This window comes from Janthinobacterium sp. BJB446, assembly GCF_002735655.1.
GTDB classification, from domain to species: domain Bacteria; phylum Pseudomonadota; class Gammaproteobacteria; order Burkholderiales; family Burkholderiaceae_D; genus Janthinobacterium; species Janthinobacterium lividum.
Genome location: NZ_PDZK01000001.1, coordinates 1,052,878 through 1,076,300, shown reverse-complemented (window position 1 = coordinate 1,076,300; position 23,423 = coordinate 1,052,878). Strand labels below are relative to the sequence as shown.

General features: G+C 61.2%; 17 protein-coding genes. 3 read left to right on the top strand and 14 right to left on the bottom strand.

What is annotated here, in order from left to right; genetic code table 11:
* Position 1: 1 nt before the first annotated feature.
* The 14 genes from CSQ92_RS04865 to CSQ92_RS04810 form a co-directional block, all read right to left on the bottom strand.
* The gene (locus CSQ92_RS04865) at positions 2 to 2,116 is read right to left on the bottom strand and encodes a phospholipase effector Tle1 domain-containing protein (protein ID WP_180276931.1); all 2,115 of its coding nucleotides are present in this window, start codon (positions 2,114 to 2,116) and stop codon (positions 2 to 4) included.
* Between the two features lies 1 nt (position 2,117).
* Positions 2,118 to 2,624, bottom strand: coding sequence for a hypothetical protein (locus CSQ92_RS28575; RefSeq protein ID WP_143450275.1), 507 nt, complete (start codon positions 2,622 to 2,624; stop codon positions 2,118 to 2,120).
* Between the two features lie 473 nt (positions 2,625 to 3,097).
* Positions 3,098 to 3,433 carry a hypothetical protein gene (locus tag CSQ92_RS28570; RefSeq protein WP_143450274.1) on the bottom strand — a complete coding sequence of 112 codons (336 nt, stop codon included), beginning with the start codon at positions 3,431 to 3,433 and terminating at the stop codon, positions 3,098 to 3,100.
* Positions 3,426 to 3,911, bottom strand: a complete 486-nt coding sequence (locus tag CSQ92_RS04860) for a hypothetical protein (RefSeq protein WP_099393368.1) — start codon at positions 3,909 to 3,911, stop codon at positions 3,426 to 3,428. Before CSQ92_RS04860 ends, CSQ92_RS28570 begins: the two co-directional genes overlap by 8 nt.
* Positions 3,908 to 4,822, bottom strand: coding sequence for a DUF4123 domain-containing protein (locus CSQ92_RS04855; protein WP_180276930.1), 915 nt, complete (start codon positions 4,820 to 4,822; stop codon positions 3,908 to 3,910). Before CSQ92_RS04855 ends, CSQ92_RS04860 begins: the two co-directional genes overlap by 4 nt.
* A 282-nt stretch (positions 4,823 to 5,104) precedes the next feature.
* Entirely contained in the window at positions 5,105 to 7,642 is a 2,538-nt protein-coding gene (locus CSQ92_RS04850; protein ID WP_099393366.1) for a type VI secretion system Vgr family protein, read from the bottom strand.
* 66 nt (positions 7,643 to 7,708) lie between these two features.
* Positions 7,709 to 10,369 (bottom strand): type VI secretion system ATPase TssH, encoded by a 2,661-nt coding sequence (gene tssH / locus CSQ92_RS04845; protein WP_099393365.1) that lies wholly within the window; start codon positions 10,367 to 10,369, stop codon positions 7,709 to 7,711.
* 45 nt (positions 10,370 to 10,414) lie between these two features.
* Positions 10,415 to 11,509, bottom strand: coding sequence for a type VI secretion system baseplate subunit TssG (gene tssG, locus CSQ92_RS04840; RefSeq protein WP_034777849.1), 1,095 nt, complete (start codon positions 11,507 to 11,509; stop codon positions 10,415 to 10,417).
* Complete coding sequence (tssF, locus tag CSQ92_RS04835) at positions 11,473 to 13,317, bottom strand: type VI secretion system baseplate subunit TssF (protein WP_070257334.1); 1,845 nt, start codon at positions 13,315 to 13,317, stop codon at positions 11,473 to 11,475. Before tssF ends, tssG begins: the two co-directional genes overlap by 37 nt.
* Positions 13,318 to 13,319: 2 nt before the next feature.
* Complete coding sequence (tssE, locus tag CSQ92_RS04830) at positions 13,320 to 13,808, bottom strand: type VI secretion system baseplate subunit TssE (protein ID WP_034777804.1); 489 nt, start codon at positions 13,806 to 13,808, stop codon at positions 13,320 to 13,322.
* Positions 13,809 to 13,954: 146 nt separating this feature from the next.
* Entirely contained in the window at positions 13,955 to 14,446 is a 492-nt protein-coding gene (locus CSQ92_RS04825; RefSeq protein WP_034752191.1) for an Hcp family type VI secretion system effector, read from the bottom strand.
* A 29-nt stretch (positions 14,447 to 14,475) separates the two neighbouring features.
* Positions 14,476 to 15,960, bottom strand: coding sequence for a type VI secretion system contractile sheath large subunit (gene tssC, locus CSQ92_RS04820; protein ID WP_034777802.1), 1,485 nt, complete (start codon positions 15,958 to 15,960; stop codon positions 14,476 to 14,478).
* A 4-nt stretch (positions 15,961 to 15,964) separates the two neighbouring features.
* A complete protein-coding gene (gene tssB / locus CSQ92_RS04815; protein WP_070257339.1) occupies positions 15,965 to 16,474 on the bottom strand; it encodes a type VI secretion system contractile sheath small subunit in 510 nt (169 codons plus the stop codon).
* Between the two features lie 66 nt (positions 16,475 to 16,540).
* Positions 16,541 to 17,122 carry a tetratricopeptide repeat protein gene (locus CSQ92_RS04810; protein WP_244517603.1) on the bottom strand — a complete coding sequence of 194 codons (582 nt, stop codon included), beginning with the start codon at positions 17,120 to 17,122 and terminating at the stop codon, positions 16,541 to 16,543.
* A gap of 359 nt (positions 17,123 to 17,481) precedes the next feature.
* On the opposite strand from CSQ92_RS04810, the gene tssK reads away from it, so the two are divergent.
* Genes tssK through tssI form a run of 3 tightly spaced genes read left to right on the top strand, consistent with a single transcriptional unit; the run spans position 17,482 to position 23,423 of the window.
* Entirely contained in the window at positions 17,482 to 18,828 is a 1,347-nt protein-coding gene (tssK, locus tag CSQ92_RS04805) for a type VI secretion system baseplate subunit TssK (RefSeq protein WP_099393364.1), read from the top strand.
* A gap of 9 nt (positions 18,829 to 18,837) precedes the next feature.
* Positions 18,838 to 19,617, top strand: a complete 780-nt coding sequence (gene icmH / locus CSQ92_RS04800) for a type IVB secretion system protein IcmH/DotU (protein WP_099393363.1) — start codon at positions 18,838 to 18,840, stop codon at positions 19,615 to 19,617.
* The gene (gene tssI / locus CSQ92_RS04795; protein ID WP_099393362.1) at positions 19,617 to 23,423 is read left to right on the top strand and encodes a type VI secretion system Vgr family protein; all 3,807 of its coding nucleotides are present in this window, start codon (positions 19,617 to 19,619) and stop codon (positions 23,421 to 23,423) included. The genes icmH and tssI overlap by 1 nt, the downstream gene beginning before the upstream one ends.

Here is a 23,423-nt window from a genome sequence, read left to right as displayed (position 1 = left end):
GTCAGAATCCCAGCTGATTGCGCCGGAAGGCACTCCAGCCATCTTCAATCGCTTTTACCTGCGTATCGACGCCGTCGCTGATCGCCTTGGCCGCCTTGCTGGCGCCGCCCTGCACCTTGCGTGCGGCCTCGGTGGCCATGTCCCGGGCCTGGCTGGCGCCGCTCTGCACCTTGCGCCCGGCTTCGGTGGCCATGTCCTTGGCCTGGTTGACGCCGCTTTGCACCTTGCGCCCGGCGTCCGCCGCCAGCTCCTGGGTTGCGTCCGCCACCTCGCCGGCCTTTTTCTGCACGGCCGTCGCGGCATCGGTGATTTCTTTCTTGACGACGTTGACCGAAGTAATGACCATCTGCTGGCCGCGCTTCACGGCAGCGATGACGACCTGCTTGCCGCTCTGATACACCTCCACCGTATAGGTGACGCCAGCACGCACGGTATCGACGACAAATTTTTCACCCACCTTGTACGTATGCGTGGCCACCCGCTTGCCGCCTTCCCAGGTTTCCACCACCACGCCCTCGGCCCGGTGATACACCTTGATCACGCCCTTCTTGATGGCAGTGACGGTATCGTCCAGCCAGTCCAAGCCTTGCGCCAGCACATTGCGCGATGATTCTGTCATGCCGCGCGGACGGAAATAACTGAACGGTTCCACGCCGCCCATGAAGCCGGCCTTGGAATCATGCACTGCGGATTTGATGAAATTGAGTACGGGATCGGATGCCGTCGCTTGCCAGGCATCGAGCCGCCACTTTTCCGGGCGTACGATCATGCTGTACTTCATGCCGATGACCTGCAGCGTTGCTGCCGATACCGTGGGCAGAATATGCGACACGGCAAATTCTTTTGCTTTGGCGGCATCCAGCAACAACTCGGCTTCACGCGCAATGCCGGGATGACCTTTTTTGCTGCCACCTGCGCTCTCGGCTTCAATCAGGTCCGGGGTCTTGATTTTTCGCTTGGTCATGGTGCCCCATGTGGAATACAGGGCTTTCATGTGGGCCGTAACAGCTTGCTCCACGGTGGCGGGAGCACCAATTGCTGCCATGTATTGCTTATAAGACGCTTCGACTTCAGGCTTAAACTCAAAACGTTCTTCAAAAATTACCTTACTAGACTTATGGATATCGTCATAATCGACCAACCGTACACCGCTCTTTACTGCCTCGCGCATCATGTCGCGCATCGGAATACGCGCATAGCTATTCAAAATATTCTGGTTTTTCGGTTCGTACCCTCCCCCAACATCGGAATGGGCTCCCGGATACACTGTTTCAGTCCAACCAGACTTGAGCGCCCCATTCTTCCGGATCAGATCGACTGGAAACGAAAAACGCAACTCATGCGCCGCTACATAGTGCACGCAACGCTCGACCGCATGCGGTACTACCAGATTCTTTTCATTAAAGGGCGTATCGACGTTCAGCGCTGGCAAGCCAAACGAGGCAACCGTATCGAACAATCCCATAAAGTTGAAGCGTATGGGTACTCCCTTGTAACGCAGCAAGCCATCTTTTCCAGTGGTGCATGCTTTCAGCATGTCGTTGCTGAAAGCCCTGGCCAATGCTGCGCCGCGTGAAAAGCCAAAGATAGAAAGATTAATGATGGTAATCAGGCCATGTGCCTCGATCGCGGCAGCGAGACCATTGATATTGGCTGGCTTCCCCTTTTCTCTATAGGCCTTTAATGGGATGTTCAGCTTGGCAGCATTTTGCATAAGGACGACACGCAAACCTTCATCAACGTTAGTTTGCCCAAACTCGGTTCGGCGTGTTCCGCCAGCACCAAGCCCACGTCCGGCGGCTTCCGAATCTTCCACCCTCCTCAGCTTCTCGTCCATCCAGTCTGTCGCTGTACCATTAAAACGCGTCCCGACCCCAGCGATATAAATAGCGTAATTTGGAAAATTACCCCCCAGAAGAAATTGAGCCGACTGCCACAGCCGCGCCGGATTCGACCAACGCCGGAGGTCTTTATCCGCGTCTCTATTATTTCCAGTTCCATCAAAGTAGATACTGATATTTACAGTATCCGCGCAATTCTGTTTCGCACTGGGTTCTACGCCGGCAACATCACGGTTGCATGCCCGCGCCGCAATCAATTTGTCTCCTTCGGCCATATTATTTCTTCCTGTTAGCAAGAATTTTTTGACCTCTGGCTGTTTGTTCTGGTATGGAGTCCGCAAAGGTGAACTCGACCGTATCATCGGGATAAAGATGTATACCGAGATAACGCGTTCCCGGAGATATCTGCTCCGGCGAAATGACGAGTTGGTTCTTTGGGGTCACCACCTCGCCATTACGCGGTGTACCCTCTGGCCCATCCAATCTCCATCGCAATGTTTGAATTCCAAACGGAATGTAAACATCGGTAATAGTGCCCGTGCGCCCGTACCTATTCATCACGCCCAAGCCGGTGCCGTTAAAAGAAATATCAATAATGATTCGATCAATATAAGAGAACACTTCTACATGCAGCGCTGTTTCTTTTTGCATTTTTTTCTTTCCTTGTCCACAAGCCGCAAGCGGCATCATCAAACCCAAACCTATCAAGCCGATGACACTCCGCCGGCCTGATAGCAATGATCGTGATTTATGAATAACCATATCTCGTTCGTCGCCTGTCATGATGTTATGCCCTTATGCTGTGTGTGTGACCAAGTGTGCTGCTAGCTATCATTTCAACGCAGCCTTGCGCCGGTTTTCACCGCAGCGATATCACGGCTGCAGGCGCGGACACCTACCGCCCTGTTTCGTGTATCGGCTTGCCTAGATAGAGAACATCTACACTTTCAGCCGATTTCTTTTCGCAAGGCCTGACTGCGTCCACCAGCGAGATTGCCAGCCCAGTGCAATCACCATGGTGGCGTGACGCCTGCCTGGCGGCGAAAGTGCCAATTTTTGATTTGCCGCGTTTCTTCCATCATTGCACCCATATTATTTTTTCCTGTCAGCACGAATTTTTTGACCTCTGGCTGTTGGTTCTGGTGGGCCCTCAACAAAGGTGAACTCGACCCTATCGTCGGGGTAAAGATGTATGCCAAGATAGCGCGTTCGTGGCGGTATCTGTTCCGGAGAAATCACCAGCGGCCCCTTAGCAGTCACCACCTCGCCAATGGCGGCGTACCCTTTGGCCCATCCAACTCCCAATGCAATGTCTGAACGCCGAACGGGATCTGGACACCAGCAATAGTTCCCGTAGCACCATACCGATTCATTACACCTAGGGGCGTACCGTTAAAAAAAATGTTGGTAATGACATGATCAATATAGGAGATCACTTCAACATTCAGCCATATCTCTTTCCGTACCGATTGCCTGCACGCCGCCAGCGGCATCATCAAACCCAGGCCTATCAAGCCGAGGGAGTGACGCCTGCTTCGCGGCGAAGGTGCCAATGTTTGAGTTGCCGCATTTCTTCCATCCTTGTCACGCATGTTGTTTCTTCCTCGCCGCCAGAATTTTCTCGCCTCGGGCTGTTCGTTCAGGTACGGAATCCGCAAAGGTGAGCTCGACCGTATCATCGGGGTAAAGATGTATGCCGAGATAACGCGTTCCCGGCGGTATCTGCTCCGGCGAAATCACAAGTTGATTCTTCGGAGTCATACGCTCGCCATTGCGTGGCGTTCCTTTTGGCCCGCCCAAAGTCCATTTCAATGCCTGAATCCCGAACGGAATATAAACATCAGTAACGGTCCCAGTGCCACCATACCTGTTCATCACGCCCAGGCCGGTGCCGTTAAAAGAAATGTCGGTAATGACCCGATCAACGTAGGAGAACACTTCTACATTCAATGCTGTTTCTTTTTGCACTCTCTGGCCGCAAGCCGCCAGCGGCAGTAGCAAACCGCACGCCATCAATCCAAGCGCCAGCCGCCGGCCTGACTTCGTTGCCTCCTGTTCCCAGATGCTCATGGAAACTGGTCCATGGCAGCTTCAAAGCTGATATCGCCAGCCTTTACCTGCGCCAGCAGTGACGCAATGGCCGGGTTGGTCTGCAGCTTGTCGCCGTAGATCAGGGCGGCGCAGGTGTAGTTAAGAATGTCGCGCATGCCGGACAGCTTCAGTTTGCGCGCGGCCAACAGGTGTTTTTGCACGAGGCGGTAGTGTTGCGCGGGTGGAATATCCATCAGCAGCTGCGGCTGGTTTTCCTGCAGCATCGACAAGAGCTGGTCCGGCATGCCCGCTTCCACCAGCATGTCGACCTGCACCTGGGCCAGCTTGAGCGGCAAGGTAACCCTGTGGGGAGCCAGGCCGTTGTCGTTTTCCCCTGGCAGCACCTGCTGGGGATGGCCATCGCGGTCCCAATACCACCATGCTACTATGCCTTGCAGTAGGCGCTCGCGCTGGGAAACGGTCAGCGCCTGCACCCCCACGTGCAAAGTCAGGTCGCTTTTCTGTCCCGTCAGGGTGCCCAGGATGGCCGGGTCCCAGAAGGCAAAAATCATGTCGGTGCCGTCCGGCAGCAGTATTTCAGTAAACGCCGCCAGGCTTTCCCACAGCGTGTCGAAATCATCAGTACTTGCAAGCAGCGTAAAGCTGGCGGGATGGCTGGCGGCGCCTTGCACGATGTCCGGCCACGCTTCGGTATCGGCAGCCAGTGGCGACAGCGCCACCAGCTGGGGCGCGTACGCTTCCGTATCGGACCCGAGCGCCGCCGGCAGCAGGCACTTGCTGTGCATGCTGATCTGCTCTTTTTCAAAGCGCGCCAGCAGCGTGCCGTCCTGCGCCTGGTCGACAATGGCATAACAGCTCAGTTCACGATTGTCGAGCGCGCTTGCCAGGTTTGCTGCAAACGAAGCCTGATCCAGAGGTAAAAATTTCATCGTTGAGGTCCTTTGTTGACGAAGGCGGAGCGCTGTTTTGCGCGCTTTTGCAGGCATTCACGGCAAACTTCCTGGCGCCGTACTCCCCCAAGTGCTGGGGCCGCCTTTTTCGTGGTTTTATTTTTTTGTCCGAAAGCCGCAAGCGGCATCAGCGCACCCAGGCCGATCAAGCCCAGCACACTGCGCCGGCCTGACAACAGTGGCTGCAATGACTTCTCGAGCCGATCTCGTTTGTCGTTCCTCACAATGTTCTATCCTTTATGTACTCCAGCGATGAAAAAGTCATCGCTGCGACCCTTTGTTGACGAAGGCGGTACGCTGTTTTGCGCGCTTTTTCAGGCATTCCAGGCAGACTTCCTTGGGCAGCACCGGCAGCGCATACGGCATCGTCTTGGGGCCTGGCATCGAGAAATCGGCGTTATGGCTGATGCGCTGGCCACTCGTCATGTCGGTAATGCCCGCGCCGTTGATCCTGATGGCCGAGCCATCGGCACCGAGGATGATTTCCTTCTTGGCGAAAATTTCAATGCGGTCGGTGGCTGACAGCAGGCGCAATACCTTTTCGGCGATGATGTCGATGTCGCCGCCGTGCGCCTGGATCTCGACCTTTCCTTTCGATGCGAACAGCTTGATGCCCGCGTTGTATGCAAACAGGCTGATCTTTTCCTTGACGCTGGCGATCAGGCTTTTACCGACAGCCAGGTTGGCATCCTCGCCCGTCGACATCGTGAGCTGTTCGCCGCTGTGCAGGTGCGTGCTCTTCGGCGTGGCGAGGCCGATGCCGGCCGGCGACGCCGCCAGCAGTACCGGCTCGGCGAAGCGGTTGGCGCCCTGCTGGCCGGCGCCGTCGTATTGCGCCTGGGTCGCGTCGATGAATTGCTGGAACGCCTGCTGCCCCGGCAGCGCCTCGGCACTGGACTTTTCCGCCACGTCCGACAGGTTTTGCGCCAGCTCGTGCGCCTGCGTCAGTTGATCGTACGCCTCGCGCACGTCGAGCTGGGAACCGCGCCCGCCGGGCCGGCCGTAGGTGCTGATGTACAGTCCCTTTTGCGTGGTGATGGCGCCATACGCATCCGAATTGAGGGCGAAGCCGGAACCGAAAAAGCCATCGCGCTGATTGCCCTGCTGCCCCACCAGATAGCCCAGGTTGAGCTGTGCATGGGTATTGCTGCTGTACAGCTGCACCCGGTTCTGCTCGGTGTTGTCGTCCATCACCAGCTGGTTGAAGCCCGCGCCCTTGTATTCTTTCGATTTGTAGCCCGACATGCGCCCATCGGTATGCCACTGCGGCGCTTGTTCGCCGTTGTAGATGCGGCCCGTGATGATGGGCCGGTCCACGTCCCCGTCGAGGAAGGTGATGATCACTTCCTGGCCGACGCGCGGCACATGCACGGCGCCATAGCCCTCGCCGGCGTTCGGATAGCTCACGCGCACCCAGCACGACGCCTTTTCATCGCCGGGATTGAGGCGGTCCCAATGGAAGCGCACCTTCACGCGGTTCAGGGTATCGGTATGGATTTCCTCGCCGGCCGGGCCGACCACGGTGGCCGTTTGCGGATGCATGGCCGGTTTGGCGTGCACGAAGGCACTGCGGTACTCCACGCTGCGGCGCTGCACTTCGAAGCGGTTGAAGCAGTGGCCGGTGCGCTCATCGCCGGTACCGGTCGGGGCCAGGTCGGCACGGTTCAAGCCCGCCTCTTCCTTGAACTGCTGCAGCCGGCCTTTCAGGCTGCCCGAAAAATCCTGTTGCATGCTGGACAGCGGCAGGTTGTTTTCGATTGCCCATTCCACGCCCAGCACGACGAACTGGCGCTCCTCGGCCGCCTCTTCGGCGTGGGCCGGATGGTCGAGCAGCGTAAACCAGCAGCCTACCGGCAGCCGGCGCACGCCCGAGGTGCCAAAAAACCGCTTGATGCGCGATTCCCACTCCTGCACCCTGAGGCGCGATTGTTCCGCGCCATGCTCGGTGTCGGCGCTGCTGTAGGCGCCCGTATATTCGTAGACCTCGAGCTGCGACGGAATACTGCCGTGCCCGGGCAATATCTGCACGGCATCCTGGTGATTGCTACGGGGCGCCTTGTAATCATAAGTGCGGGTCGCCAGCTGGCTGTTTGACAGCGTGCGGGTGCCGCCCCACTGGACGATCTTGTCCAGTTCCTCGGTGCCAGCTGCGCGGTGAAAGGCAATCTGCCCGGGCTGCAGCGGCTTGAGCGATTGCACCGAATCGGTGATGATCCACTGATGGCCGCTGCCATCGGCCGCCTGTTCGACATAGCCGTACCAGCCTTCGCTTTCCAGCATGCGCATGACGAATTGCCAGTCCGTCTCGTATTGCGTGCAATACGAGCGCTGGCGCACCGCCTGGTTCAGGTCGAACCTGAACTTGCCCTGGCATTGCGGATGGCCGCCCAGCACGTCAGCGATGATGTCGTCGGCGCCCTTGTTCTGCCAGATGCGCGCATCCTTGCGGAACTTGAGGAAGTGCAGGCAGCTGGCAAAAGCGATCTGGTAGGCCGACAGCTGCCCATCGCTGCCCAGCTTCCTGGCCGTATGCACGTAACCGTGGATGGGGCTGTAACTGGCGTCGGGCTGCAATACCCACAAGGTCACTTCCTGGGCGATCAGCTGCTTGAGTTCCACCGCATCGTCGAGCGACAGCAGATCGACGACATAGTCGTATCCCTGGCTCACGCGGTCGACCGCATGGACGCGCTGCGCCAGCAAGGCGTCGGCGCCCAGCGGCGTGTCCAGCTTGAGCAGCCGGGCGTGCTGTCCGATCCCTGCAAACAGATTGTCTGTTCCCTGCTCCGGATTAGCCATGCATGTCCATTCCCTTGAGTGACGCTGCGCCTGCCGGCGCAGCCATGTTGCTTCGCGTGCGCATGCTTACTTGATGGTGTACTTGAACTGCCCCTGCTTGCTGGCGCTGACCTTGATCTTCGTGATCGCGGCGCCTTCGGCCATTTTGGCCAGCACCGACTCGGCGATCTCGGGCAGCACGGTGCCGTTGAGGATATTGTCGACGTTGCGCGCACCCGAATCGACTTCCGTGCAGCGCGCCAGCACGGCGTCGACCAGCGCCTCGTCGTGGCTGAATTCGGCCTTGTGATTGGCCGCGATGCGCTGGGCGATCTTGCCCAGTTTCAGGCCGATGATATTGACCAGCACATCGTCCGAGATCGGATAGAACGGGATCACTTTCAAGCGTCCCAGGAAGGCCGGCTTGAAGGTCTTCACCAGTTGCGGGCGGATCTTTTCCTCCAGCTGTTCCGGCGTCGGCAGGTCAGCCGCCGCCACATTCAGGCAGGCCTGCATCAGGATGCTCGAACCGACGTTCGAGGTGAGGATGATGATGGTATTTTTAAAGTCGATCTCGCGCCCTTCGGCATCCTCCATCACGCCCTTGTCGAAGACCTGGAAGAACAGTTCGAGCACGTCCGGGTGGGCTTTTTCCACTTCGTCGAGCAGCACCACGCTGTACGGGTTGCGCCGCACCGCCTCGGTCAGCACGCCGCCTTCGCCGTAACCGACATAGCCGGGCGGCGAGCCTTTCAGGCCCGATACGCTGTGCGCTTCCTGGTATTCGCTCATGTTGATGGTGATCAGCTTGCGTTCGCCGCCATACAGCACGTCGGCCAGCGCCAGCGCCGTTTCCGTCTTGCCCACGCCGGACGGGCCGACGAACAGGAACACGCCCTTCGGCTTGTTCGGGTCGTCCAGGTTGGCGCGCGAGGTGCGCACGCGCTGCGCCACCGCCTCGATCGCATGCGACTGGCCCAGTACGCGCTCTTCCAGCATATCCTTCAGCTTGAGCACCGTGCGGATTTCATCCTTGACCATCTTGCCGAGCGGGATGCCGGTCCAGCCGGCGACGATTTCCGCCACCACGTGGCCGTCGACCTGCACCGGCACCATCGGCGTTTCGCCCTGCAGCGCGCGCAAGTCCTTGAGCAAGGCCTGCAGGTCGCCGGCCTGGCTGGCATCGGGTTTCGCACCGGCGCTTTCCAGCTCCTCGCGTGCCGCCTTGACCTTCCCGGTCAGGGTCTTTTCGTTTTCCCAGCGCGCTGCCAGCGCCGCATGCTCGCCGGCGGCCGCGCTGCGCTGCGTGCGCAAGTCTTTCAGGCGCACCGGGTGGTTCCCGCCACTCTTTTCCTCGCGCTCGAGCGTGGCGACTTCGGCATCGATGCGGTCAAGCTTTTTGACCAGGTTTTCCAGCAAGGCCGGCGTGGCGTTCTGGCCCAGCGCCACCTTGGCGCAGGCGGTATCGAGCACGCTGATGGCCTTGTCGGGCAGCTGCCGGCCCATGATGTAGCGGTGCGACAGCCGTACCGCTTCGGTGATGGCTTCGTCGTAGATGCGCACGTTGAAATGCTTTTCCATCAACGGCGCCATGCCGCGCAACATGGCGCAGGCCAGTTCCTCGCTCGGCTCCTCGATCTTGACGACCTGGAAGCGGCGCGCCAGCGCGGCGTCCTTTTCAAAATATTTCTTGTACTCGCCCCAGGTGGTGGCGGCGATCGTGCGCAGCTCGCCGCGCGCCAAGGCCGGCTTGAGCAGGTTGGCCGCGTCGTTCTGGCCGGCCGTGCCGCCGGCGCCGATCATGGTGTGCGCTTCGTCGATGAACAGGATGATGGCGTGCGGGCTTTTCTTGACTTCGTCGATGACGTTTTTCAGGCGGTTCTCGAACTCGCCCTTGACGCTGGCGCCAGCCTGCAGCAGGCCCATGTCCAGCGTATGGATCTCGACGCCCTTCAACACATCGGGCACGTCGTCCTGCGCGATGCGCAGCGCCAGCCCTTCGACCACGGCCGTCTTGCCCACGCCCGCCTCGCCCGTCAGGATGGGATTGTTCTGGCGGCGGCGCATCAGGATATCGATCGCCTGGCGGATCTCGGCATCGCGCCCGATCACCGGGTCGACCTTGCCGTCGCGCGCGCGCGCCGTCAGGTTGGTGGTGAACTGGTCCAGCGCCGGGGTTTTCGACGCGGCCGCGCGCCCTTCCAGTTCGCCGACCGGATCGCCGCCCTCCCCCGCCTCGCCATCGGCAGCCGGGGCGCCTGCCGCCTCCTGCGAGCCTTGCGTGATCTTGTCGAGGTTGTGCTTCAGGTCGTCGAGCTTGAATTTGTTGAACAGTTTCGAACCGCGGTAAGCCAGTTGCGCCAGCTCCGGGTCGGTCAGCAGCGCCTGCAGCAGATGGGCGCTGCGGATGCTGGCCTGGCGGCCGGCCTGCACGTCGAGCGACGCGATCAGCCAGGCGTTTTCAAACAGCTTCGGCAGCCTGGGAGAAAACACGGGGGTGCGCGCATTGCCGGTCTGCAGGCGCGCCACCTCGGCCTGCAGGTCCGCTTCTAGCATGCTGACGCTGATGCCGCTGTGGCGGGCGATCAGCGCAAAGTCGCTGGCCGGCTGTTCCAGCAGGGCCAGGAACAGGTGTTCCAGGTCGACCTCGTATTGTCCGAGGCCGACGCAGATGCCGGCCGCGCGGGTGGCGGCGGTGCGGCTGGTGTCATTGAGCTTGCTGATCAGCGTCTTGAGGTTGATGCTCATGGGGCAAAGGTCCTTGTGTGGAAACGGATAAAAAAGAAAGATGGTTCATGCCAGCGCATGCAGTTCGTAGCGCACGTCGCCACGGTCCTGCGCGGCGCCGGAGGTGATCAGGAAGCTGTCCCAGCCCAGCCGCCCGCCGCTGCGCGGCTGCTCCAGCGTGACGCCATGCACATCCTCGGCGCGCAACACCAGCTGCACTTCGTATTCGAGGCACAGGCCGGTAAACATGGTGAGCATTTTTTCCAGCGCACGCGCCGCCGCGCCGCCCGGCAGAAAGGCGTCGAAATGCATGCGCGCCAGCGGTCCGACCACCAGCCGCATGCGCAAGTCGCGCTGCCAGACGCGCGCGCCGACCAGCGCGGTCGAACCCAGCATGGCGTTCATGCCGCCCAGGCTGCTTTGCTGGTCGGGCGGCACGTCGTACCAGCAGCCGACAAACTGGGTCACCTTGATGGTCTGGCCGAAATAGGCCGACAATACCTGGCCGATCGCCACCGCCGATGGCGGCCGGTGCCGCATGGCGGCCGCAAAAAACCCCACCGACTCGTCGAGGACACCATCGCCATCGTCGTACAGGCGCTGGCGCAGCGACGCATGGCCCAGGCCTGCCAGCGACAGCAGCAGCGGCAGGAACTTGTCCCTGCCATCGAGCTGGTACTTGAGTTCCAGGCGGTACTTGCGCCACGCTTCGTAGAACAGCGCCAGCGCGCGGCTGGAAAAGGTGTCGAGAAAGGCGCGCGGTCCTTCGTCCTTTTCGTACAGCTGGTGCGCGGCGATGCGTTCGGTGTAATGGGCCGGCAGCGCGCCGGCCACGCCGAGAAAGCCCATGAAGGCAGGCGTGATGCGGACGTATTTCAGTTCGCCGCCCCGCACGGCCTCGCCCAGCGCGCGCATGTCGGCCGCCAGGGCGCCCAGCTCGCGCGGTTCCGCCTGCACCGCTTCAAGCTGGCTGGGCGCAAAATTGAGCGACACCGAATTTTGAAAGCGCAGGTAGTTGGCCACCGCGCCTTCACGCGCCATGCCGTTGCGAACCAGCCAGAGTTCGAGCATGCGCACCGCCTGGAAGTACTGGAAGCGGTAAGGCTCGGCGAACAGGCGCTCGATTACACTAGGCTCAAATCGCCGCTGCGTGGTTTGCATCGCAACAACTCCTCTCCCGATTTTTTCGACAGCACCACCAGTTGGGTAAAACTGTTGGCATGCACGTACAGGCCGAGAAAACACTCGACGATATGGGCAAACGCATGGATGCCGCTGCCCACAAACGCTTCCTCGTCGAGCGTCAGCCGCACTTCCAGGCCGCGCACCAGGCAGGCGAAGGGATTGCCGGGCAGCCAGGCGTTGGCCGCCTTGTGGTCGATTGCAGCAATGCCGCTGATCTGCCGTTGCGAGGTCGCCGAGCGGGGCAAGTCATACAGGGTCAGCATTTCCTGGAACGCTTCCAGGCCGCTGCCCGACAGCGACAGATGGTTCAGCGACAGGTGCGAGATCAGGCGCCAGTGCGCGCCGCGCCCCCGCTCGAAGCGGTGCGATTCCGTCGGCTTGCGCAGGAAGTGGATGCTGCGCACGCTCGATCCGCCTTCCAGGAACAGGTCGCCGCCGCGCAGGCCATAGGTAAGTTGCGCCGGCAGGTCGCGGTTGGTGCAGCTCAGCTCCAGGCTGAGGGTATCGGTTTCAATCGCGGCCGGATCGAAATCGATGTCGACGATGGAAATCTCGGTCTCGTAACCGGGGCTTTTCTCGCTGATGGTGTCATCGCGCCGCATTACCCAGTAATGGCCATCCCTGGCCGGCATCTGGCCGTGGCGCAGCGAATAGAACGGGCGAAATTCCGTGATCGACTCCCCTTGCGGCGTCTGGCGTACCAGCTTGACCGATTCGATGGCCTGCACCTCGAAGGCGTAGGCGCGGCGCGCATCGGCCAGCACCGGATAGCTGGCGGCCGTATGCGTCAGCCGGATCGGCTCGCCGCGCAGGCGGAACAGGTTGACCACCGGGGTGCAGCCCAGCAGCAGGTTATTCGTCGACATGGTGCCCAGCATGCGCGCCGTATTCGAATCCGTGCGCAGCCCGGCCAGGGCCAGGTGCAAGGTGATGCGCCGGCAGCCGGACGGCAGCGGCGCGCACAGCGCGGCCAGGTCGATGTCGAAAAAATTGAATTTTTCGGGAAAGCAGAAGTATTCGGTCAGCAGCCGGTAGGCCGGATGCGAACGGGCCGAAAACGGGATCAGCGCATCGTCCTCGGCATAGCCGGCGGCGCTGACGGGGATCTGCGCCAGCGCGCTCCAGCGTCCGCTGTCATCCGCTTCCACATAGGCCTTGAGCGTGCGCATGAACAGCGCGTCGCGCAGCGCCGCGCAAAACGAAGGCTCGCCGTCGATGAACACGCGCAGCTTCTTGACACCCAGTTGCGCCAGACTGATCTGATCGGCGGTCGCTTCGATGACGATGCTGACGCTGGAGGTGGCGTTGGGCGGCAGTTGCACCTGCTCGGGCGCGTCGATGATGGCGGCAAACGCCGCATGCGTCAGCGCCAGCGGCGCCACGGTGACCGGATACGCGGTGCGGAAGGTGCACGCGACGCCCTTGACGGGGCGTGTCGCCAGTTCCGTGCCGCGCGCAATCTCGGTGGCGGCCGTCAGCTGCGCCGCCGCACCGCTGTAGTCGAGACGCGCGATCGAGCACGAAGGAAACGGCCGCAGGTAATGCGGATACAGCACCTCGAACAGCGCCTCGGTGAATTCAGGGTAATCGTCATCGAGGCGTTTCGAGATACGCGAATTGAGCAGCGCGAAGGACTGGATCATGCGCTCGATATGCGGGTCTTCGCAGACTTCGCCGCCGATCAGCAGCCGTCCCGCGATCTTCGGGTAGCGCTCGGAAAACTCGCGCGAATAGCGGCGCAGGAAACCCAGTTCACGTTCGTAATACGGCAATAATTCTTCCAAGTTCAGGCTCCTTGCGCCGCACGGCGCGCCTTGCTGATCGTGTAATGCAGGCTGGACGGCTGCAGGATGGCGTCGAAGTTGACGGGTTCCTGGGCCGAGTGCACCACCAATAGCGCGGTAATGGCGAAATTAAGGCGGTTGATCGAGCCTTCCTGGATTTCCAGCGAAGCGCGCACGCTGCGCAGGCGCGGCTCATGGCGCGCGATGGCCTTTTCCAGGCACTGGCAGATATACGCGCGGTCATCGGAACTCGACAAGCTCAGGCCGGCGAAATCATTGAGGCCGTAGGTAACAATCGAGCGGCCGCATTCGGGAAATTTTTTCAGCAGCGCTTCCGGTATCACGGTGCGCGTGTTGAGCAGCGCCTCCAGGTCGCGCGCCACGGTGTCTTTCAAATCCTCCAGCGACAGGCGCGAGACGGTGCTACTGGAAGCGCCCTGGACAGGCGTGTCCATCAGGCGGTCGAACAATCCCGGCGTAAAACCCTTCATCGGTATCCCGTCATTGGCAGTGGGAAGGAACAAAAGGGCGGCCTGCGGCGGCCCTTTGATTCAGGAGCATCAGTCACGCAGGCACAAGCCGGAGTCACCGTCGGCGGCTAGCCGGAACGGCTTCATCCGGCAAGGGCCGTTGCCGATCAAATCGTCTTGTTGGCCGACAGATCCCAGCCGCCAGAGGTATTGCCGCCTGAGCCGCCACCGACTTTTTGCTGCGTGTATTTCCACTTGACCTTGGAATACTTGATCGACACATTTTCGCCGAGGATGTCGCCAGCCGCGACGGATGGCGCCACGCTGCTGATCAGCACGTTTTCCAGTTCGATCTCGAAGTACTTGATGCGCTCGCCCTGGCCGTCAGCACGCAGGAATTCGAATTTGGCTTTCGGGATCGTTTTACCGGATGAGCAATTTTGCAGCAGCAGCGGCGTGGCGAGGTCGGCCAGCTTGGCGACCACGATATCCTTGTGCTCGGTACGTTCGGCGGTATGCCCGCCGCCGGTCGAGGCGGTGGCGGACTTCGGCTGCAGTACTTCCCACTGGACCGACTTGCATTCGATCCAATCTTTGTGGGAGGTGTCGGTGGATTCGCCTTTGATACCATCAATTTGCAAGTAAACGTCGATTGCCATGTCATTCCTTTCGGTTGTTTATGAAAAAATCAGGATTTGGTCGATTGCGGCAGCTCCGCGACCAAACGGAGTGAAACGGACAGCTCATCGAGCTGGAAATGGGGACGCAAGAAGGAAATCGCCCGGTAGACGCCGGGACGGCCAGGCACTTCCGACACCTGCACCGATGCTTCGCGCAGTGGAAACTGGGCCTTCTGCTCCTGGCTGGCGTTATCGTCGAGCAGCACGTATTGCATCAGCCAGCGGTTGAGGAAATCTTCGACGTTGGACGCGGCGGCAAAGCTGCCGATCTTGTCGCGCATCATCGCCTTCATGTAATGGGCGATGCGCGAGACGGCAAAGATGTATTGCAGCTGCGACGACAGCACCGCATTCGCATTGGCGGAATCGGTGTTGTACTTCTTGGCCTTCTGCGCCGACTGGGCGCCGAAGAACGCCGCGTAATCCGTGTTTTTGCAATGCACCAGCGAAATGAAACCCAGGTCGCTCAGCTCTTTTTCGCGGCGGTCGGTAATCGCAATCTCGGTCGGGCATTTCAGCGCCACTTCGCCCTCGTCGGTCTTGAAGGTATGGGTCGGCAAGTCTTCGACCAGGCCGCCGCCTTCCACGCCGCGGATCGCCGCGCACCAGCCGTAATCGTCGAAGGCCGCCGTCAGCTTGGCGCCGAAGGCATAAGCGGCATTGCACCACAGGTATTTCTGGTGGTTGGTGCCATCGACATCCTCGACGAAGTTGAAGCCGTCGACGGTGGCGCCGTCGGCCGGATTGAACGGCAGGCGCCCCAGGTAGCGCGGCAGCGTCAGGCCGACGTAGCGCGCATCTTCCGATTCGCGGAACGACTTCCACTTCGCATATTCGACCGTGTCGAACACCTTGGCCAGGTCGCGCGGCTTGCCGAGGTCGGAATAGCTCTCGAGGCCGAACAGCTCGGGCGATGCGGCCGAAATGAAGGGCGCGTGGGCGGCAGCGGCCACATGCGACATCTGTTCGAGGAAATACATGTCTTCGGGCTGGCGCGTGAATTCGAAGTCGCCCAGCAGCGCGCCGAATGGAGCACCGCCGAAAGTGCCGAACTCTTCCTCATACACTTTCTTGAACATGGTCGACTGATCGAATTCCAGCGCGCTCTGGAAATCGCGCACCAGCTCGCGCTTGGTGGCGTTCAGCAGCTTGATCTTCAGGTTGGTGCCGGTGGGCGTGTTATCGACCAGGTGATGCAGGCCGGTCCAGCTGCTTTCCAGCTTCTGGAATTCGGGCGCATGCATGATGACGCTGAGCTGGCGCGAAATGAGTCTGTCCAGCTCGGCAACGCGCGCATCGATGGTGGCCGCCAGGTTGTCCGACACCACCACGGTGCCCTCCATCACCTGGCTGACCAGTTCTGAAATCAGATCCTTGGCGCGTGCATGCTCGACGCTGGATTTGGCAACCTTGCTTTGTTCGACGATCTGGTCAAGCAAGCCGATATCGGTGGTCGCGGCAGCGCCGGACGCGGGGGTCAGTTGAGCGGACATGGGATCAGTCTTTCTTGGCGGTGGATTGTTGTTCCAGCTGGGCCAGCTTTTCCGTGCTGTTGAGCACGTCGTTCAGGATATCTTCCAGCTTGTCGTTGCCGGCCAGCTTGTTGCGCAGGTCAGCCAGCTTGGTGCGCGCCTCGAGCAGGCGGCGCAATGGCGCCACCTGCTCCACCACCGCCTCGGGACGGAAGTCATTGAGCGACTTGAAGCGCAGGTCGACGCGCAACTGGCCGCCTTCATCGCTGAGCTCATTGCTGACGCCAAACGCGGCGCGCGGCTCGACGCCCTTGAGCACCTCGTCGAAATTGTCGCGGTCAATGCCGATGAACTTGCGGTCCTTCAGCCGTTTCTGCTCGACTTCCGAATTGCCGCCGAAGTCGCCCACGACGCCCATCACGAAGGGCAGTTCCTTGTTTTCAATCGCATCGCCGATTTCCACGTCATACGTCATCTGCACGCGTGGCGGCCTGACCTTTTGCAGGCGTTTTTGAACACTTTCTTTTTTTGACATGACACATCCCTTCACGAGTAATCGGCGGCATCCGCGATGCCCTGGTAGATTGCTACTGCCTCAGCTTCACTTCAAACCATCGAAGGGATTGGCACTGCTGTCAGCAGTCTTGCTCTGTCCCTTGCGCGGCGGACGCGCCGGCTGCTTGTCGCGCGCCTGCGCCGCGGCAGGCGCCGGTACCAGCACGGTTTCGCCCAGGCTTTCGCGCAACAGCTTGGCCAGATCCTGCGATTCCGTGCGCAGCGGGCCGGACAGGTTGTTCTGGCGGCTCAGGTCGGCCAAGGCACGCGTCGACAGGCGCAGTCCGCTGATCGCAATGACGCTGTTGGCCAGTTTGTCGGCGGGGTCGCGCACCAGCACTTCCTGGGCATTGATAATGGCGTCGCCGTACTGGCCCGCCTCATAGCGGGTCTGCGCCATGCGGACCCATGGATTCTTATCGGCTGGGAATTCGACAGCGGCTTGTTTCCACAAACCCATGGCCGCTTCGTTGTTGCCCGAACTGGCAGCCTGGGTCGCCTTTGCCATCAGATCGTCGAGCGAGGGCGGCGGCGGCGCCGTCTTGACCGCTGGCGCGGTGCTGCAGGCACTGAGCGTCAATGCGCAGGCAACCGCGGCAAAAAAATGGAGTGTGAATTGGCGAGACATGGTCTGATTTCCCTCAAAAAAAAAGATGACGCGGTCATTAAAAAACTTGCAATTTATAGTTGCCAAATTCTTATTTTTGCGAGACTAACACGGATTGAATATTGACTCCGTTCAATAGAAAATACGCGAAAACTCACAATCCGATCGGCCGCAAAGGCAGGCGCCATGCGGGAAACGTACCGTACGCGCCTTTCTTCCAGATAATGTTAATGTTGTTGCAGTTGCGAAAAAAGCACATAATTTCTTATTGCAAAGATTGAATGATCGGCTGCACCTGCAAGGCGCCGATCGCGCTGCAAAAGAGCCCGGGAGCGGCAGCGTTCTCCGCGCTTTTACTTCCTCGGGAAAAAGGGCAATCGATGAGCATTACAAGCAAATTGTTATGGGGTGAAGGCCTGTTTCTGCGCCCCCAGCACTTCCAGCAGCAAGACCGGTACCATGAACATCGCCTGCACGAAAGCATCAAGGCGCTGCATCCCTACGCCTGGGGTGTCAACCACATGCAGATCGACCGCGATGCGCTGAGCAATAACACGCTGCGGCTGCTGGAACTGTCGCTGGTGTTCCAGGATGGCGAAATCTACAACGCGCCCGGCGCCGACGAGTTGCCCGAAGCCCTGGACCTGAGCAAGCTGCTGCAATCACAGCAAACCGTCACGTTTTATGCCGCCCTGCCCGCCTTCAAACACTTCGGCGGCAACTTTGCCGCGCCCGACCAAACCAACAGCGCAGCCCGCTACGGTCAGACCAACCTGGAAACGCCCGACCTGTACACCCATGCGGCGCAGGCCGAACTGGCGTACCTGCAAAAATCGCTGCGCCTGGTGGCCGAATCGGAACCGCGCGATTCGTATGTGAATTTTCCGTTGCTGCGCCTGCGGCGCCTGTCGACCGGCGGCTTCGAGCCGGACCCGTCGTTCGTGCCGCCGAGCCTGTCGATCCGCAGCGCCCCGCTGCTGTTCCTGCAACTGCGCCGCCTGATCGATGCGCTGCAGGCAAAGGTCAACGCCCTGTACGGCCACCACCGCGAGCCGAGCAAGAATGTGATCGAATTTCGCTCCGGCGACATGTCTTCGTTCTGGCTGCTGCACACGGCCAGTTCAGCCTTTGCCTCGCTCAGCCATTACTTCCATCATCCGGCGCTGCACCCGGAGCGCCTGTACGAAGCGCTGCTGGCCCTGGCCGGCGCGCTGATGACGTTCTCGAAAACCCATGCGCTGGCCGACCTGCCGGCTTACCAGCACACCGATCCGGGGCCGTCGTTCGCGCGCCTGCACGCGATCATCCGCGAACTGCTCGACACGGTGATCTCGTCAAAATATTTCGCCATTGCATTGACCGAAATCAAGCCGTCTTACCATCACGGCAAGCTCGATTCGGGCAAGATCGACGACAAGACCGCGTTTTACCTGGGCGTCTCGGCCGACCTGCCGGGTGTGGAACTGGTGGACGTGGTACCGCTGCGCTTCAAGATCGGCGCGCCCGACGATGTGGAAAAATTCGTGCTGTCGGCCCTGCCCGGCGTGCGCCTGCAGCACACGCCGCAAGTGCCGGCCGCCGTGCCCGTGCGGCCCGATACGTACTATTTCACCATCGAAGCGAAGGGCCAGATGTACGACCGCATGCTGCAGGCCCAGTCGATTTCGATCTACGTTCCGTCCGGCATGCGGGATCTGAAACTTGAACTTGTCGCCATTACTTCCTGAAGATAAACGATGAATGCAAACGCCCCCTCCCTGATGTCCGCCGGCTCCGCCGCTTACGCATCGAGCGTACCTGCCGGCCCGGGCACGGAACACACGCTGACGGACCTGATGTACGACGGTTTCTACGCGCTGTTCATGCTGAAAAACGGCAGCGGCCCGCAAGACAATGCCGACTTCATCAGAAAGATGACGCAGTTTCTCGACGAATTCGGGCACGCGGCGAAAAAACATGCGGCCTCGGCCGACGATATCGATGCCGCCAAATATGCATTTTGCGCGGCTGTCGACGAAATCATCCTGCGCTCGCCGTATGCCATCCGCGACGACTGGGCGCGCCGCCCGCTGCAACTGGTGCTGTTCGGCGACCAGCTGGCCGGCGAGAATTTCTTCATCCGTCTCGAAGCCCTGCGCGCGCGCGGCAGCGCACACCTGCAGGCGCTGGAAGTGTTTCACATGTGCCTGCTGCTCGGCTTCCAGGGGCGGTACATCCTGGAAGGCTCGGAAAAACTGGCCTACCTGACGGCCCGCCTGGGTGACGAGATCGCCCAGATGAAGGGCAAGAAAGCCGGCTTTGCGCCACATGCGGAACGCCCCGACCAGATTGCGCACAAGTTGCGCAACGACGTGCCGCTGTGGGTGCTGTGCTCGATATTCGCGCTGATCTGTGCACTCGGTTACCTGGGCCTGCGCACCATGCTGGCCAAAAACACCGAACAGCAGATGAACGCCTACAGCGATATCGTCAAACTGGCGCCGCGCACGGCCAACCTGACCATCACGTTGCCTTAATGAGCGGCCCGGCAACGACAGAGGCCGCCCTGGGGGTGTTCGGCACCGGCCTGTCCCAGCATGCGCGGCTGATCACGCTTGCCACGGCGCAGGAATCGAACCTGCCCGAATCGCTGATGGCCGAGCGGATGACGGGCCGCGAGGCGGTCAATGAGCTGTTCCGCTTCGAGGTCGATGCCTTGAGCACGGCGGCGGGCCTGGACCTGGTCAGCTTTCTCGGGGAAGAAATCACGCTCAAGCTGCTGCAGCCCGACGGCAGCTGGCGCGCCTGGCACGGACTGTGCACCGACTGCGGCTTTGCCGGCGCCGATGGCGGCGTGGCGCGCTACCGGCTGCGCCTCGAGCCTGCCCTGGCCTTGCTGGGCTTGCGCCGCGACAGCTATATCTTCCAGGACAAGAACGCGCGCGACCTCATCACGGAGCTGCTCGGCGACTATCCGCAGATCCGTTTCGAATTCGATGTCAGCCAGGAACTGGCGCCACGCCCCGTCTGGACCCAATACCGCGAAAGCGACCTGGCCTTCCTGACCCGCGTGCTGGCCTTCGAAGGCCTGAGCTGGCGCTTCGAGCACGAACAGGAGGATGGCGCGGCGCAACAAGGCGAACAACAGAACGCGCAGCAGGCAAAACACAAGCTCGTGATTTTCGACAGCAAGGCAGTCGCGCCGCCGACGCCGGGCGTGGCTGGCCTGCGCTTTCACGGCGTGCGCGCCAGCGATACCGATGACGCCATCGACAGCTTCAGCGCGCGGCGCCAGGTGCGGCCCAATGCGGTCGGCATCAGCAGCTGGGACCCGCAGCAACTGGCGGCGCCGGCCGCCGAACACAGTTCGAGCCTGCAGGCGGGCAAGCTGCCACCCCTGCCCCTGTACGACGGCTCCGGCGAACGGCGCTATGCCGACAGCACGGCGGCCGATCCGCACGGCCTGCGCATGCTGCAGGCGCTGGAACTGGAGAACAAGCAATTCACGGGCGCTGGCGCGGTGCGGCGCATGGCGGCCGGCCACGCCTTTAACCTGCTGCAGCACGAGCACTATGCCGATGGCGCCAACCAGTTCACCGTGCTCTGGGTCGAGCACGAGGCACGCAACAACCTGGGGCCGGCCGGCGGCGCGCTGACGGCGCTACTGTCAAAACTGTCGGCAGTGGCCAGCCTGAGCGACGTCGCCAGCCTGCTCGATGGCCAGCTCGAGGCCGGCACCTACCGCAATACCTTTGCTTGCGCGCGGACCAGCGTGGCCATCGTGCCGCTCGCCACCGCCGCGCGCGTGGCCAGCAGCGCGCTGGGGCCGCAAACGGCGCTGGTGGTCGGCCTGCCCGACAGCGTGGCGACCACCGGGCGCGACCACCAGGTACGCATCCAGTTCGCCTGGCAACGGGGCGGCGCCGCCAATCCGGGCGGCATGGCGCACAACACGGATCAACAGGGCAACGCACCCGGCAATGAAGCGTCAGGCACCTGGGTGCGCGTTGCCGAAGCCTTGGCCGGCCCGAACTGGGGTTCACAATTTACGCCGCGCATCGGCACCGAAGTGCTGGTCGACTTCATCGAAGGCGACATGGACCGTCCGCTGGTAGTGGCCCAGCTGTATACCGGCAGCGACGCGCCACCGTATGCGGCCGGCGTCGGCTCGGACGTCAATCACGCCGGTGTCATTTCCGGCATCCACAGCCACAATTTCGATGGCGGCGGCTATAACCAGTGGGTGATCGACGACACGCCGGGCCAGTTGCGCACCCGCCTGGCGACAAGCAGCGCGGCCACGCAGCTGAACCTCGGCTACCTGGTACAGCAGGGCCCCAACACGGCCCAGCGCGGCAGTTACCGCGGCAGCGGTTTCGAGCTGCGCACCGATGCCTGGACGGTGCTGCGCGGCGGCGAAGGCGTGCTCATCTCGACCACCGCCCGCGCACAGACTGGCGCGGGCGTTGCTTCTACCCAGCTCGACACCATGGAAGCGCTGGCCCAGCTGAAAGGCGCGGCCGAACTGAACAAGTCGCTGGCCGAGGCCGCACAGCAACAAACCGCCCTGTTCAGCCAGGACGCGAAACAGGCCCAGCTGGACCTGATCAAGCAGATCGATCCGCAGCAGGATGGCAAATACCAAGCGAGCGTGGGCGGTCAGGAAGCACTTAAGGCCAGCGCAGGCGAGCGCAAGCTGGCCGCCGACCAGCCGGTGGAAAAGTTCGGCCAGCCGCTGGTACTGATGGAAGCGCCTGCCAGCATCAACTGGGCCACGCCCGGCTCGACCGTGGTGTTTGCCGCCCAGCAGTTGCACTGGACGACGCAAGCGGACTTGCACATGACGGCCGGCCACACCTATTCATCCGTGTCGGCCAGCGCGCAAGGACTGTTTACCCACACCGGCGGCATCCAGGCGATTGCCGCGAACGGCCCCGTATCGCTGCAGGCGCATACGGGGCAACTGGAAATCCTGGCCGACAAGGCCATTACCGTGATCTCGGTCAACGACTGCATCGACATCAAGGCCAATCAGAAGATCACGCTGCAGGCCGGGCAATCGTCGATCACGCTTGAAGGCGGCAATATCACGTTTACCTGTCCCGGCAACTTCACGGTGAAGGGCGGCCAGCACGTGTTCAACGGCGGCGCCAGCGCGGCGGGCGTGCTGCCGGCGCTGCCGGACACGCGCATCAAGCTGTTCGATGAAGGCTTTGTGCTGCGCGACCGCGACACGGGCGAAGCGATGCCGCGCCAGCCCTACCGCATCAAGCGCGAAGATGGCAGCTATGAGAGCGGCATGACCGACGAAAAGGGCTTGACGCATGTGATTGCGGCCGCCGCCACCGAGGCGCTGGTGATCGAGCTGCTGAAAACCGTGGGCGGCCAGGATTCGGCACCGGCACCGGCATCCGCCCCCTCTTCCGCACCGGCGCCGGTGCCAGGTTCGCCAGGGCAGCCGGCAGCCAGGGCCAGCACCCCGCCGGAACCCAAATACAAGCCGGCAGGCGACTCCAGCACCACGCCGGTGGACAACAAGCGCCGCAAGGAAGTGCTGGTCAAGCTGCCGGCCTGCTGGATCGAGGACTACGAAAAGGAAATCGCCGGTCCCTCGTATGGCCGCTATGCGCAGCCTTACCAGCACGACGGCACGCCGCACAAATACAAGGACAGGATCTGGTTCAAACTGTACGTGCCGTCAAAATCGGACGGTCCGGTGGTGGTGGAAGTGCGCTTCAAGGCCATCACGGTACTGGACGCCGCAGGACAGGCGCTGGAAGAGAGCGACAAGGGCACGGAATCGGCGGCGCTGCGCGTCAAGCAGCGCGCCAACGTGGTGGCGCTGGCGAAGAAAAACGCGACGGCCGGCATCGAAGGCAACTGGAACAACAAGTTCCGGCTTGAAATCAATGATCCGCAATGCGGACAAAAAGTATTGCCCGTGGTTTTCCGCGTCCTCTGGGTCGACGAAAATCAGCATTACACGCTGCAGATCCACAAGCGCTATGACCGCGAAAACGTGACCGGCGACGTCATGAACGTCTCGCTGGCAACGGCACTGACCACGTATGCGCATGAATTCGGGCATTGCGTCGGCATGCCCGACGAATATTCGTACACGGAATTCGAAGAAACGGTACGCTATTTCAAGCCGGACGGCACGCTCGACGAGCCCATCGTCTGCCACGTCAACGGCACCTCGCCGGAAGACCTGACGCAATCGATCATGTCGTACGCAGAAGGCGCGCGGATCCTGAAACGCCACGGCTGGAATATCGCGATTGAGGCGCAGGAATTACTGAGCAAAAAAATCGGCAGGAAAATACGATGCGATATTGTCTGA

What these genes read in the sequence shown, in the direction of transcription:
- CSQ92_RS04865 (WP_180276931.1), bottom strand. Translation starts at nt 2,116, where the DNA reads ATGGCCGAAGGAGACAAATTGATTGCGGCGCGGGCATGCAACCGTGAT.
- CSQ92_RS28575 (WP_143450275.1), bottom strand. Translation starts at nt 2,624, where the DNA reads ATGACAGGCGACGAACGAGATATGGTTATTCATAAATCACGATCATTG.
- CSQ92_RS28570 (WP_143450274.1), bottom strand. Translation starts at nt 3,433, where the DNA reads ATGCGTGACAAGGATGGAAGAAATGCGGCAACTCAAACATTGGCACCT.
- CSQ92_RS04860 (WP_099393368.1), bottom strand. Translation starts at nt 3,911, where the DNA reads ATGAGCATCTGGGAACAGGAGGCAACGAAGTCAGGCCGGCGGCTGGCG.
- CSQ92_RS04855 (WP_180276930.1), bottom strand. Translation starts at nt 4,822, where the DNA reads ATGAAATTTTTACCTCTGGATCAGGCTTCGTTTGCAGCAAACCTGGCA.
- CSQ92_RS04850 (WP_099393366.1), bottom strand. Translation starts at nt 7,642, where the DNA reads ATGGCTAATCCGGAGCAGGGAACAGACAATCTGTTTGCAGGGATCGGA.
- tssH (WP_099393365.1), bottom strand. Translation starts at nt 10,369, where the DNA reads ATGAGCATCAACCTCAAGACGCTGATCAGCAAGCTCAATGACACCAGC.
- tssG (WP_034777849.1), bottom strand. Translation starts at nt 11,509, where the DNA reads ATGCAAACCACGCAGCGGCGATTTGAGCCTAGTGTAATCGAGCGCCTG.
- tssE (WP_034777804.1), bottom strand. Translation starts at nt 13,808, where the DNA reads ATGAAGGGTTTTACGCCGGGATTGTTCGACCGCCTGATGGACACGCCT.
- CSQ92_RS04825 (WP_034752191.1), bottom strand. Translation starts at nt 14,446, where the DNA reads ATGGCAATCGACGTTTACTTGCAAATTGATGGTATCAAAGGCGAATCC.
- tssC (WP_034777802.1), bottom strand. Translation starts at nt 15,960, where the DNA reads ATGTCCGCTCAACTGACCCCCGCGTCCGGCGCTGCCGCGACCACCGAT.
- tssB (WP_070257339.1), bottom strand. Translation starts at nt 16,474, where the DNA reads ATGTCAAAAAAAGAAAGTGTTCAAAAACGCCTGCAAAAGGTCAGGCCG.
- CSQ92_RS04810 (WP_244517603.1), bottom strand. Translation starts at nt 17,122, where the DNA reads ATGTCTCGCCAATTCACACTCCATTTTTTTGCCGCGGTTGCCTGCGCA.
- tssK (WP_099393364.1), top strand. Translation starts at nt 17,482, where the DNA reads ATGAGCATTACAAGCAAATTGTTATGGGGTGAAGGCCTGTTTCTGCGC.
- icmH (WP_099393363.1), top strand. Translation starts at nt 18,838, where the DNA reads ATGAATGCAAACGCCCCCTCCCTGATGTCCGCCGGCTCCGCCGCTTAC.
- tssI (WP_099393362.1), top strand. Translation starts at nt 19,617, where the DNA reads ATGAGCGGCCCGGCAACGACAGAGGCCGCCCTGGGGGTGTTCGGCACC.